Consider the following 13,558-nt stretch of genomic DNA (forward strand, 5'->3'; position numbering starts at 1 on the left):
GGCAACAATTGGCCAGTAGTCGCGAACCTGCGACGAGAATCGGCGTATTTACAATCGCAGCTGAATGTATCCCGATGGCTGGCTATCTCGGAACCCTCAGCCTCGCGTGAACCTCGGACACCGACCCGACCACTGACCAGGAGTGCACTGTGAGCGTCACCTTCTTCATCACCGGCGGAACCGGATTCCTCGGCAGACGAGTCGTCCAGGAGATACTCGACCGCGACCCATCGGCAACGATCTACGTGTTGGTGCGAGCGGGATCGCTGGATCGCGTTGCGTCCCATCACCGGGTGCTGCCGATCATCGGGGATCTCACCGAACCGGGCCTCGGTATCGACGACGGCGTACTGCCGGACCGTCTCGATCACGTCGTGCACCTCGGTGCCGTCTACGACCTCACCGCAGGTGACGATCAGGCAACGACGAATGTTCAGGGAACACGCGAGGTGGCCCTTCTTGCGCTCCGCACCGGTGCTGTCATGCACCACGTCTCGTCCATCGCAGTCGCGGGCGACTTCCGGGGCAGATTCACCGAGCACGACTTCGATCTGGGACAGGACTTTCCCACTGCCTACCACCGCACCAAGTTCGAGGCCGAGAAACTCGTGCGAGGCATGGAGGGACTCGAATGGAAGGTCTACCGCCCGGCAGCGGTGATCGGGGACTCGAGAACCGGCGAGATGGACAAAATCGATGGGCCCTACTACCTTTTCGGCGCACTGAAGTTGCTCTCCGCGCTGCCCTCCGCACTGCCGGTGGCAGTCCCCGCCATCGGCGCGACCAACCTTGTTCCCGTCGACGTGGTCACCAGCGCCCTGGTTCATCTGATGCTGACCGACACCGGCACGGAACGAGTGTTCCATCTCGTCAGCCCCACGCCCCAGCCCGTTCGCGAGGTGTATCGAGCATTGGCCTCCGCCGCCGGTGCACCGCGTCCGATCGCGTCGCTGCCCGGATCTCTGGGGAGGGCGGCGTTGCGAAAGCCCCGCCACCGGCAACTGCGACGGATGCGGGCAGCGGCACTGCAGCGGCTCGACATACCGAGTGTCGTACTCGAACACTTCGCAATTCCTACCGAATTCTCCTCTGCCATAACGACGTTGGCTCTGCGAGACAGTGGCATCACATACCCGCCGCTCGCCGACTACGCCACCGCCCTGTGGACGTATTGGTACAACCACCTCGATCCCAACCGCGCCCGCAGACCATCGACCCGAGGGCCGCTGGCGGACCGCCACATCGTCATCACCGGCGCGTCTTCGGGCATCGGCCGCGCCACCGCGATCAGGGTGGCCGAGATGGGTGCGCAGGCAATCCTGTTGGCCAGGAACGAAGAACAGTTGATGGCGACCGTGAACGAGATTCGCAGCAACGGTGGACGTGCATTCGGTTACGTGTGCGACGTGACCGACGCTACTGCGGTGGACGCTACTGTCACCCGCATACTCGGTGAGCACCATCACGTCGACATGCTCGTCAACAATGCCGGAAGGTCCATTCGTCGTTCACTCGCTCGGTCGACGGACAGGTTCCACGACTTCGAACGAACCATGGCCGTGAACTACTTCGGTGCTGTCAGAATGACCATGGGTCTGCTACCGCAGATGCGGGCACGCAGATTCGGGCACGTGGTCAACATCTCCAGTGCCGCAGTACAGAATCACGTACCGAGATTTGCTGCGTACGTGGCGAGCAAGTCTGCGCTCGACGGATTCAGCGAGGTAGCAGCCGCCGAGCTGTTGCATGAAGGAATCACGTTCACCACCATCCATCTTCCGCTGGTGGACACACCCATGATTTCTCCGTCCGATGGCTATCACGCCGGACCGATCACGAGCCCCGAGACCGCGGCCGCAATGGTGACACGCGCCCTGACCAAGCGGCCCCGACGAATCGACGTCCCCCTCGGAACGATCGGCGAATGGGGGCACACGTTCACACCCCGCTTGAAACTGTGGATCGCGAGCGCCATGCATCAATCCATGGGCGACTCTCCCGCAGCCAGAGGCACCGTCCCCGCCGATGTGCCGGGCACCATGCAGATCGGCGTGGACGACGCCCACCCGGTGTCGAATCGACGCGATAAGCACACGCCCAGAGCTCTTCGTCGACTCGCATCCATGGTTCCAGGTGCGCAGTGGTGACAAGCTCCACTCGCCGTCACCACCGGGCACAAAAAGCACCGTAGCGATGGGGTCGTTCCAGCCCTCCGGTCACGGACTCGCCCGACATGGCCACCCGAGCACCGAGCGAAGGATCGAGCGCAGCCGACCGACAACTAATCGCGGCGTGGACCACACCGATCATCGACTCGTGCACCCCTTACGTCAGTGTCTCGGCACACTCCCCGGCCGTCCGTCGGAGAGCGAAGGAGCTGTGGGTTTCGAACGAGCAAATCGCTCGAAGCTCACGCTGCAGCGTCCGGGTCGTCGATGATCGCACTCGGTACTTTCCAACTCGCACAACATTTCACACCGGCCACCTCCGCGCAGTGCAGCATCTGGCAGAAACACCGGCTTCGCCAACGTCCTCGGCGTGGGCCTACCGGCCCTCGTCGAGGGCAACGCCTCATTCGACCCGACGACCCACTCGTCCGGAATTGAACCGTCATACCCGCGGCACACCACGCGGCGCTGTTCTCCGCACGCGACCGCCACAACACCGGATCCGACCTCGACCGCACTGTGGACTTCGCAGACCTTCGACCGGGCCACACTCCCCCAAAGGGAGCTCGATCAATCCTCTGCAGCGCTACACCGCGAACGCAGCCTTCGTCTGGCGTGTTTCTCGGGGTAGACCAGCTGTCGGCAGCACGGGGCTGTGACGGCAGACAGTACGCACTCTCTCGTCCTGTACGAACGGAGTGACGCCCGAACTAGTCAGATACGGTCGAACTTCTCGCGAACTAGCTCGCATTGTCGATCATCGCCGAATTGCGTTCTCGTCAAGTGTGAGAGCCGCCTTTGCTCGAGTCGGGATCGCTGAGACCGGACGCAATTTCGGTTCGACGAATGCATTTCTTCATCGGCATATGAGATGGCCCTCCCGATCAATATGCCCAATGCGGTTGCTGCGCCGAACCAGCCGAGGAGCGCGCATATGACCCACCCCAACATCGCTACCCCCCTTCGGCGGATCCGGGTCCGCTGCGTGAACGAGTCTGCGAGACGCGATCACGCGGCCGATTACTGGACATCTTCGAGTACACGACGACCCAGTCGTTACCACAAGTAGCGAAACGACGGTTTGTCACGAGCGCGGTTGTGCACTTCATGAAGCTCTCTATGGATGAGACGTGATGCATGACAGCACCGGTGCGGAGCGCAAGAAGGGCCACCTCGCGTGTTCCCTGAACATTCGTCGTTGCCTGATCGTCACCTGCGGTGAGGTCGTAGACGGCACCGAGGTGCACGACGTGATCGAGACGGTCCGGCAGTACGCCGTCGTCGATACCGAGGCCCGGTTCGGTGAGATCCCCGATGATCGGCAGCACCCGGTGATGGGACGCAACGCGATCCAGCGATCCCGCTCGCACCAACACGTAGATCGTTGCCGATGGGTCGCGGTCGAGTATCTCCTGGACGACTCGTCTGCCGAGGAATCCGGTTCCGCCGGTGATGAAGAAGGTGACGCTCACAGTGCACTCCTGGTCACTGGTGCGGTCGGGTTGGTAGACGAAGTGCGCGCGATGGCGCGGCTCGCCGGGGCCGATCATCTAAGCAAGCAATTCATGCCGGAACAATCCGACGGTTCATCTTTTCTGTGTTCTTGTCGATGAAAGCTGTTGCGGTCGAGGTCGGTTGCGGAGGCGAACCAGCCGAGCACCAGAAGAAGAACCCCTTGCATTTTCACGCACCATCTCTCCTGGAACTGGGGTGCACATAAGCCCATGGGTGATGGACCCCGCCGACCTCGAGGCCCGTCGCCACCCAGTGCATGCCCATCTGCTGGACTCCACAAGCGGCAGAATGCCGGCATTCGATTCCCCTTGTTGTGCACTTCGCCCCCTGGGAGGGTTCGTGCCGTGCCTCCGAACCTGCAGCTCAGGATTCCGTCAGCCCGATCGTGACCGCCCCGTGGGCCATGAGTGTGACGCAAAGTCTCAACGTGTCCGAATCATCTTCTAGACTTTGTCTGGAAGTTTTTCTAGACTTGGGGAACCTTACTTCTCGTCGGCTAATGGAGGCATCAGTGGCGAACGTCAGCGTCCGATCACCTATCCGCGCGCGACGAATCAGGTTCTCGTACCCGGTAGCAATGAGCCGACATTTCGTCGACGGTGACTTGATCATGAGCCACGCAATCGCAATGCTGTCGGCCGTGTTCCCGGAGGGCGAGGACTTCTTCGTGAGGTCGGTCAGGCATTACCGCGCCGACATCACCGATGCCGCTCTCCAGATCGAAGTTGCCGGGTTCATCGGTCAGGAGGTCACCCACGGTCGGGAACACCGCGAGGTCAACGCAAAGTTGCAGCAAATGGGGTACCCGACCCGTATACGAGAACGCGTCACCAAACGGATTCTGAGTGTGATCTATCGTGTTGCGCCACAACGTGTGTCACTGGCTCTGACCGCAGCGCTCGAGCATTACACCGCCACTCTTGCGGCATTGTTGCTCACCGATCCGAAAGCACGTGAACTCATCACTTCAGACGAAATACGCAAGCTGCTGCTGTGGCACGCCTACGAAGAGGTGGAGCACAAATCCGTCGCCTTCGACGTGTACCGGCATATCGGTGGCAGTGAGCGTTTGCGGATCTGGACGATGCGAGCAACACACGCCGCATTCCTGGGATCGCTATGTCTGGCAACGCTTGTATCCATGCTGGGTGACCGCACCACCTACAACCCGGTGCGACTCGCACGAAGCGTGTCGGCTCTGCGTCGGAACCCGTGGTTCACACGTGGCCTGATTCACGAGCTCGGTACTTACCATCGTCGTGGTTTTCATCCCGATCACAATCAGACAGCGCATTTGCTCGAAGCATGGGGTTCAGAACTGTTCGGCGACAACGGTTTGTTGGCCGAGAACATGCAAAGCAGCAAGATCGATCGAGCCGTTCGAGCACCTCGGTAGTACGCCCGCGGTGTGCTCGCCCGCGCCCGCACCGCGGGCGACCACTTTCTTCATATCGAGCAGTATTCGCCACCGACCGCTTCGAGGGCTTGCGCCGCGCGACGGTGCTCCTGCCGCGATGCGTTGCACAGGAACAGAACCCAAGTCATACAGGCAGGGAGAAGCCTGCTGCCATCACGGACGGCGTGTCAGGTGATCCGGATGCTGCACCTCAGTCAAGTTGCTGGTCCTCGGACACTCACGACAACCTGGGCTGCACGGAACCTGTGTCGACCGACCGGCTCTCCCGGCACAATCGGCCCGTTGCCCTGTCTGTCAGAAGGCAACTACCAATCGTCCCCGCAGACCGCCTTGCATGAGCCGCCGGTAGGCGCTCGACACCTGTTCGGGCAGAACGATGCCTGCTACGCGCAATGTGAGCGCACTGTCTCGGCGAAGTCGCGCATTTGTTCCAGCAGATTGTCTCGGCGTGGAAATTTTCGACGAACACCGGAGTCCAATGCACACCGTGGTCGGTGTGGCCGGTCTGCATACGCGCAGATACCGCCGTCCGACCAGCCTGCACTGCGCGAAGAAGTGCGCAGTCTGCGACGTTGGCGGCGTCGATGAGTCCGTGAACGGGTCCGACCGCTTCGATGACTTCGCCCGCGAAATCATCCGTGCGATCGACGATCACATCGGCGGCAAGCTGTTCGAGAAAAGCGCGGTCCGACTCTTTTGCGTCGACGACCACATGCAGGCCACGCTCCTTGGCCAGCTCGATGACGAACCCACCGACCGTTCCGGCCCCACCGGTGATTGCGACGGTCTCCCCGGCGACGAGCCCGAGCGCATCGAGCCACACTCGGGCGGTGAGTGCATTGGTGAGAAAGGATGCCGCTTCGACGAAACTCTTCCCCTTGGGCGCGAGAACGACCGAGGCTACATCGGCGACAACGTATTCAGCATGTGCACCTCGACCGGAGTAGCTGTCTACCACGGCAATCACCGAATCACCCGGTGCGAAACACTTCTGAGCACCAGGTCCGACTTCGTCGATCACTCCCGACAGATCCCATCCTGCGACGACCGGGGCGGTTTCGCTGGGAACCGCGGCATCGACCTGGCCCACCAAGTAACCCATGCACAGCATTGTCTCGGAGACCTTGATATCCGCGGCAACAGTCCGAATCCTGACCTGGCCAGGCCCCGGGTGTGGCTCGGGCAACTTCAGGACCCCCAGCACCTTTTCCGGATCGCCGAATTGTGTGAATCCGATGCGCATCTGTTTTCACCTCGATCGGAAAGTCTTCGGGGACAACGGTCTCGGTCGGCGACGCCGCACGGTTCGAGAGGCCGCACGGCACCGTTGAATCCTGGTAGAAGCACTATGGGGTCTCGAGTACTCAGTCGCCGCCGGTGGGAGGCTCACGATCGTCGCTCGCCCAGGTCGAGAACTCGTTGAGCGTTACCCCCCATTATGGCGACGATGTCATCGTCGCCGAATCCATGCCGGGACAGCGTAGCGGCCAAGTTGACTACATCGAGCGAAGACCGATAGCCCTCGACGTAGTCGGGGACTCCGTTCTTGTCCGTTCCGATCGCAAGGTGGTTCACTCCCACCAGCTCAGCGATGTGTCCGGCGTGGCGGGCGAAGTCGATCAAGTCGTTCATGGCGTGCCCTCGCATGCGTGCCGGCCATAGACCGATCAGTCCCCCGGTCCCGGCGATGGCCGTGATCTCTGCGTCGGAGATGTATCGGGGGAACGCGCGCACCGCCGAAGCCGCAGTGTGCGATGCGATGACAGGGTGGATCGATTCCTTGCACGCGGCCAATGTTGTCGCCGCGTCGGCGTGCGCCAGGTCGACCACAATGCGATGGCGATTGAGTTCTGCCACCAGCTCGCGGCCGAAGCGTGTCAGTCCACTGTTCGTGCGTGATCGGCGCCCTGTCAGGGTCGTGCAGACTTTGCCGACCTCGTTGTCTGCGTAATGCATGAGACCGAGTACGCGTACTCCGCGCTTGTGCAGGTGTTCGACAGCGGCCAGATCGCGCCCGAGAAAGTCTGCTCCCTCCACCCCGAGCACGAGCCGAGTGTCTGCTGTGCCGCGCTCGCCGATCTCGGCCTCGCGAGTTGCGGCGACTAGCTGCGCGTCGACCGCCGCCGAGGCAGGACGGGTCAGACGCCAGGCGGTTCCCAGTCGGTCTCCGACCGCGGTGACCACCGCGTAATCGACACCTGCGGAGGACAGATTGGTCAGTGGGTCATCAGGTAGGCCAATCGTGATCTCAGCGGCCCGTCGAACCAATCGTGGCATGACCGACTGCGGGTGCGTATGAATATCTACGACGACGGACCGGTCGACGAGCTGTGCAGCGTGGTGCCGTTGCGTGATGGACGGCATCCACGGACGGGTGGGAATAGTCGTTCTCCTCTGTCTCGGATCGGACCGATACCCCAAGTGGTGCAGCGGCATCTGCGGTTCTCGTCGACCAGCGACACATTCGGTCCGCTCTTTCCGACGACATCGACCATTCGGTGTCGACTCTGGCCGGCAACTAGCCTTGTCTGTCGGAGTTGTGCGAGAAGCGTGCGGACAGAAACTCGAAAACCCGAGTCCATGCGTCGGTGGCGGCAGCCTGATTGTAGCCGAATCCTGTTATGCGCAAGAGCTTTTCGGGAACAAGGTCGATGTGGTTGGCGAAACCGTGTCCGACCCCGGGGTAGGTCTTGATATCCGACTCGACGCCGCGTGAGTCCAGAGCTCGTCGAAGCCGGTGCTCGCCGCGCGGCAGCAGAGGATCTCGCGAACCGAACGAAGCCACAACTGGGCAGGACTGTTCCGAGATGGACTTGTAGCTGGTGAGGTAGCCGTAGAATGCTGCCGCAGCGACGTAGCGGCGATCTGCTTCCAGAAGGGCGAAACCGCCGCCCATGCAGAACCCGACGATCGCCACTTCGCCGTTGCACAGAGCGTCGTCGAGAATGGCTGTGCGTGTCAGCTCGATCACCTCGAACGCCGGCCCGCGGCGCATTGCCAGTGACCTCATCGTCGCGACCATGCACGTGAGCTTGCTGCCCCCACCGGTGTACAAGAGCGGTGCTACCGCCAAATAGCCCTGTTGCGCTACGATTCTCAAACTTTCGACGATGTCGCTTTCACTACCGGTGATGTCGTGCACCACCATCACCGCCGCAGTCGGCGCGGCGTGCGTCGACGGTCGGGCGGTCAGGGACTCGAAGGGGTGCCCTTCGGCAATCGTTCGGCGTTCGATGGCAACGGGATGAGGCATGAGATCGACTCCTGCTCGGGCACCGTGACCTAGCACGCTGCGTGGCAATGGTGTTGCGGTTCGTCGTTCGAATCCCAGCGGCATTCGATCGTCGACTACGGGTCAGCGCGTTGGGCCGATGTCGGTGGTGGAGCGCGTAGGACGGCGCAGGTGAGGTCTGGAGCCGAGTGTCCAACGGCTTCCCGGCGGTCGCCCGCGCCGAGCTGCATCCATCTCTGCGAGCAGCTCGGGGCCCGACCATGTGCGGCCGGTGCGTTCGGCGAGATGAACCAGCCGAACCAGTGTTTCGTTGACCGGCGCGCGTCGTCCCAGGCTTTTGGCCAGTGCCACTATTTCGCCGTTGATGTAGTCGATTTCGGTGGATCGACCAGCGTGTAGATCGTCGAACAGTGAGGACCGCGCATGGGAATCGATGGCGACCGCCTCTGCGGAGATCTTGAGAAAGATACGGGTGGGTGCCTCTAGCGCAAGGGGCAACACAGCCAGGGGTGCCGATATCGGGCTGTCGAATGGCTGCCCGGCTGCGCGCAGAAGATGTAATGCTTCTCTCTGCGCTGCAGCAAGGACTCGTCGATACGGTCGTCGACTCAGTTGCTCTCGAAGTGGCAAGCCGGACAGGCCATTGACGGCGTTGTTGAGGTTGAGCACCAGTTTTCCCCACTGGAGAGCAGGCATGTCCGGGTGCGCAACCGCGCGTATGCCTGCCGAGGTGAACAGCGTGACAAGTTCGGGGTACCCGGCTGCGAGCGCGATGCTCCCACGGCTTGCTTGGTGGTAACACCCCGGCGCTGTCTTCACGACATTGAACGGAATCATGGCGGGAATCACCGTCGACGAATGCAGCTGCTGAGCGATCAAGCCAGCGTTACGAATTCCATTCTGGGCACTGACTATCGTCGGCACAGAACGCTCGGCCCTTCCAAGGCTGGCAGCGGCAGCTGCGGTTGCACCGGATTTGGTTGCTATCAATGCAATGTCGGCACCTGCAGCCGCGTCGGCGCTGGTTTCGACCGTGCACGCGGAGGGCTCGATCACGACCGAATCACCGTGAAGGCTCGACAATGTCAGACCGTGTTCGGCGCATTCGCGGGCGAGCTTCGCACGTCCTATCAACACGACATCATGACCAGCTGCCTGCAGTCGACCTCCGAGATAGCAGCCGATGCTTCCGGCACCCAACACAGCGACTCTCATCGAGGCAAACCTCCGGGAAGGCGGCAACGTTCGATCACAATGCATCGAGTCGTGCAGAGAACCGGCGACGCAACAGTGCTGACAACACAGGAGTCACGACTAGGGACAGCAACCGAAGAAATGGTGTGGGCTCGACAACGAAACGCCAGTGAAGCACCGAGCCCGAACCGTCTCTTACCACGCGATGTTCCTCGGCGATCACGGTCGAGAGAATGGGCCGTCGGCTGTACCCGGCGACATAGAAGGCCCTACGCCGCGTGAGATCGTCCCACAAGAAGTAATACTCGTCGAACTTCATGACCCCGCCCGGCGTAGACAACCTGCGCACGGTCCCTTCTCTACCCGGCACCGGCGCTGAGTGCTCCTCGCGAAAACCGGGAAAAAACACAGATCCGTGCAGATCGGCGAACGCCTCCCACACTGCCTCGGCCGAAGCTCTCAAAGGCACTGAGACGTCGATGAGTCCAAGCCCGTCGGCCAAGAACTCCTCGTCCGCAGCTTTGCCGGGCCAACGCAGATCAGTCGTCATGTTCGCGCTCCTCGTGCGCTAGGTGAATTTCTCGAGATGAGTCCGTCTCTGGACGAACTCTGCGGTGGAACATGTGGACAAACAGCATCGGACCGCAGCTCAGACCGCGTACAACCGATCCGCAGAGAGTGGTCTGTCCCGAGACAGACAGGCGGTGCCCTTTACTTCGACCAGCATGCAGACCCATCAACTCAAAGTCAAGAATAATTTCCAGACAATGGACTCTCGAGCCCTCTTCGTCGTCACCGATCGACGGTTCCAGCCATGTCCGCGACCTACCATGTGGTGGTGCCCTCCACTCATCGCGAAGACCCTGCTCCCGCACAGGGCGCAGCACGTACACAACGTCGCCACCGTTCGGCTGGACAAGCTCGCCGAGAAGCACTGCTGCGAGCCGCCATCGATGTGATAGCCGCACACGGCGTCGCAGGCGTAACCCACCGCGCGGTCACAGAAGCCGCGGGCGTGCCACTGGCCACCGTCAGCTACTTCTTCGATTCCATCGACGACCTGACCACCGAAGCGATCCGAACTTTCACCGCACGTCGTGTCGAGGAACTCCACACCCGCGTCGAGCAGTCCGCCGACTCATCGGTACCCGGCGCACTCGTCAACCAGACAGTGGCCGACAATCGACTATCCGACCGAGCGCAGATCCTGGCAATGTTCGAGTCCTACCTCTACGCGGCTCGCGAGCCGTCCATGCGCGATCTCGTCACCGACATGCTCGGATCATTCGAGGCGCTCGCCGCCACCACGCTCCGAATAGCCGGAGCCCCATCGCCCGAGCCGATTGCACGCTCATTCGTAGCGCTGGTCGACGGATACTCATTGCATTCGATGGCATCCGATCGTCAACAAGTACAGACCGCCGAACTCAACGACGCACTCAGTGCAATGTTCCTCGGATACCTTCTGCAACAAGGGCATACCGAGCAAGCAATAAACATGGCCGCTGACCGACGCAAATAGCGCCCGCCAAGAGGCCGATCGTCGGTCAGGTCAGCCGCGACTGCGAACCAGCACGACTCATACGTGGTGATCGGGTTCCCATCCTCAGCGTTCTCGCAAGATAGTCACCGAGAGCACGAGCTTGCACAGTGTCGAGCACTCTGGCAGCTCGGCTTGCGCAGACTCCATCGCCAAGCTGCGCATCTTCTCCAGCATTTCGGTCGTTCGGGCTATCTCCCCTGAGTCAGGAAGCCATCCTGGACCATGTCGCTCGATCAGATGCTGGGTCACGGTGCCGACCATAGACTCGGCGATGCCGTTCACCTTCGATGACGTCTACTCGTGCAAACCGACGAGATGTTCGAGGGCGAAGCCGTACTGGCTCAGGTCGACGAAGACCTAGAGGAGGGTGGGGGCGAGAATCTCGCATTTGGTCACCGTCGATTCCGGAGTATGAGATTACAGTTCCGGCTTACTGACCACGGCAACCTCCAGCGCGCTTGTATATGCAATGGATACAAGCGGTGGTGTGGCATCACGATGACCTGTAAACCGCGCTGCGCGTAGATATCCAGTCGATACCGGATGCGCCGATACCGTCTCCAATACCTTTGAGCAACAATCGAATTCATGGACACGGCAGTGTCCCGCGGGCTCTGTGTGCCGCCTGCTGCAGTTCCGCACCCTCAGCCGGTAGACGCGCGTACGCTCACACGATGTCGGGTAACGAACACGATCAAGGGCCACGAGCAGGACCACCTGAAATTGCCGAGGCGGTCTCGGTCCTGCTGATCGCCGACCCCGGCAAACCCACTGCTCTCGCTCACAAGCTCGCAAAAAAGCTGCCGGAACGCCTGCGACACCGAGACCGCAACGAGCGCCGATGGACTGTGTCCGTGCGCAGCGAGCCGTACCTCTCCGATGAGCAGGCCGACTTCGCAGACGCCATCGACGCAGTCGAACCGTCTTCGGAGAACGACGATGTCGTCGTCTACCTCACTGATCTACCGCGGCGCGACGACACCGTGCCGGTGGTCGCCGACGTCAGCGCCGCACATCTGTTCGCGCTCGTCTCCATCGCCGCCGTCGGCGGGATTCGCATCGAGGACCGGGTGCGTGCCGTCGCCGAACTCGCGATCGCGTTCGTCCTCGGTGAACCGACACTCGCGCCGGCCGGTGCGCAGCGGCGATTTCCCTCCCAGCAGATCGACAGCGGTACGCGATATTTCGCTCCCCGGGGTCTGCGACGGCTGCGGTTGCTGTCGGGCATGGTGCGTGCGAACCGGCCGTGGCGGCTGGTCACCGGGCTGTCGAAGGTACTTGTCGGCGCATTCGCCACCGGTGCGTTCGCCTTGGCGACGAACACGATCTGGCAGTTCGCCGACACGATGGGTCCATGGCGCATGAGCGCAGCAACCTCGCTGTCGATCACGGCCATGGTTCTGTGGCTGGTCCTCGATCACCAGTTGTGGGAGCGGCCCACATCGCCGAACGAGCGCGAGCGATCCGTGCTGTACAACACCGCCACCGTCGTCACCCTGGTCATCGGTGTCCTCGTTCTCCACGTGGCCTTGTTCGGGTTGCTTCTGCTCACCGCGTCGATCGCGTTACCCCCTCCGCTGCTGTCCAGCACGCTCGGCCATGCGGTGAGCTTTTCCGACTACCTCACGCTCGCCTGGCTGCTGGCATCGATCGCCACCCTCGGCGGTGCACTCGGTTCAGGACTCGAGGACGACACCGCCGTCACCGACGCCGCCTACGGGATCCGGCAACGACAACGCATCGAGCAGACACAGAAACGCTCGACCAAGGCGCAATGACAGTCCATCGGCGACCTTGGCTGTACTGCAGGTAACGCCCGACGCGATACACAAGCATCACCTAGCCCGGGCCGCATTCACGCCGCGAACGGCACTACCGCACCGTCTTGCTGAGTTGACAGAACTGCCGCAAAATGCAATTCAAGTGGGCAACTTTCGAGAATGCTTCGTCAGGGCGTAGCTCTTGGGCACTTGGGCCGACATACATGCGAAACCTGTTTCGATACAACCGCTTCTATGACCGGCCCGAGATGTCGCAGGTGTCGACGAGGTCTGTCAGATCAAGTTGTGACAGCCTCGTGACATCGAGCCTCACGCGAAGACGACGATTGAACACATAAACCAGCCCTGAACTGCACGTATGCCAAAATTCGGTGCCGAATGAAGAAGGCTTCCGCGCGGATCTGAATCCGCTGCCTCCGTTGTCCACTCAGATCCATGGTCGGCCACTGAGGTCCACGGAACCACCCAAAAACCGCTGTCCCGGGCCAAGATTCTGGATCCATATGGACTCTGGTGCCCCCAGTCGGACTCGAACCGACACTGTGCGGATTTTAAGTCCCTGGAAGTGGATTCACCTGGACTACTTTGGACTCGATATTTGTTTATTTGCAACACTTTTCGTACATCACCGTCTTAACCGGTCCATGCACGACCGTACCGACTTGTGACACTCTCGTGACACCGAGCTACCTCCGGTGCTCCGGCACC

At 61.5% G+C, this 13,558-nt stretch carries 10 protein-coding genes; 4 read left to right on the forward strand and 6 right to left on the reverse strand.

Going from position 1 to position 13,558, the window contains the following annotated elements; genetic code table 11:
* The first annotated feature begins 149 nt into the window (after positions 1-149).
* Complete coding sequence (locus NY08_RS10575) at positions 150-2,147, forward strand: SDR family oxidoreductase (RefSeq protein WP_052683753.1); 1,998 nt, start codon at positions 150-152, stop codon at positions 2,145-2,147.
* Between the two features lie 974 nt (positions 2,148-3,121).
* Here NY08_RS10575 and NY08_RS10580 read toward each other — a convergent pair.
* Entirely contained in the window at positions 3,122-3,640 is a 519-nt protein-coding gene (locus NY08_RS10580; RefSeq protein ID WP_235387163.1) for an SDR family oxidoreductase, read from the reverse strand.
* 542 nt (positions 3,641-4,182) lie between these two features.
* On the opposite strand from NY08_RS10580, the gene NY08_RS10585 reads away from it, so the two are divergent.
* Positions 4,183-5,079: a metal-dependent hydrolase gene (locus NY08_RS10585; RefSeq protein ID WP_045196281.1), complete on the forward strand. Its 897-nt coding sequence runs from the start codon at positions 4,183-4,185 to the stop codon at positions 5,077-5,079.
* Between the two features lie 238 nt (positions 5,080-5,317).
* Here NY08_RS10585 and NY08_RS10590 read toward each other — a convergent pair whose 3' ends face one another.
* The 5 genes from NY08_RS10590 to NY08_RS10610 all read right to left on the reverse strand — a co-directional run bounded on the left by NY08_RS10590 (position 5,318) and on the right by NY08_RS10610 (position 10,076).
* Positions 5,318-6,343, reverse strand: coding sequence for an NADP-dependent oxidoreductase (locus tag NY08_RS10590; protein WP_052683754.1), 1,026 nt, complete (start codon positions 6,341-6,343; stop codon positions 5,318-5,320).
* A gap of 143 nt (positions 6,344-6,486) precedes the next feature.
* Complete coding sequence (locus NY08_RS10595) at positions 6,487-7,377, reverse strand: dipeptidase (RefSeq protein ID WP_235387165.1); 891 nt, start codon at positions 7,375-7,377, stop codon at positions 6,487-6,489.
* 241 nt (positions 7,378-7,618) lie between these two features.
* Entirely contained in the window at positions 7,619-8,353 is a 735-nt protein-coding gene (locus NY08_RS10600; RefSeq protein ID WP_052683964.1) for a dienelactone hydrolase family protein, read from the reverse strand.
* 102 nt (positions 8,354-8,455) lie between these two features.
* The gene (locus tag NY08_RS10605) at positions 8,456-9,547 is read right to left on the reverse strand and encodes a 2-dehydropantoate 2-reductase (RefSeq protein WP_052683755.1); all 1,092 of its coding nucleotides are present in this window, start codon (positions 9,545-9,547) and stop codon (positions 8,456-8,458) included.
* Positions 9,548-9,581: 34 nt separating this feature from the next.
* Positions 9,582-10,076 carry an SRPBCC family protein gene (locus NY08_RS10610; RefSeq protein ID WP_045196285.1) on the reverse strand — a complete coding sequence of 165 codons (495 nt, stop codon included), beginning with the start codon at positions 10,074-10,076 and terminating at the stop codon, positions 9,582-9,584.
* Positions 10,077-10,340: 264 nt separating this feature from the next.
* On the opposite strand from NY08_RS10610, the gene NY08_RS10615 reads away from it, so the two are divergent.
* The gene (locus NY08_RS10615; protein WP_082073763.1) at positions 10,341-11,048 is read left to right on the forward strand and encodes a TetR/AcrR family transcriptional regulator; all 708 of its coding nucleotides are present in this window, start codon (positions 10,341-10,343) and stop codon (positions 11,046-11,048) included.
* Between the two features lie 695 nt (positions 11,049-11,743).
* Positions 11,744-12,847, forward strand: a complete 1,104-nt coding sequence (locus tag NY08_RS10625) for a membrane protein (protein WP_045196289.1) — start codon at positions 11,744-11,746, stop codon at positions 12,845-12,847.
* Positions 12,848-13,558 lie beyond the last annotated feature (711 nt).

It is taken from the genome of Rhodococcus sp. B7740, assembly GCF_000954115.1.
GTDB lineage: Bacteria > Actinomycetota > Actinomycetes > Mycobacteriales > Mycobacteriaceae > Rhodococcoides.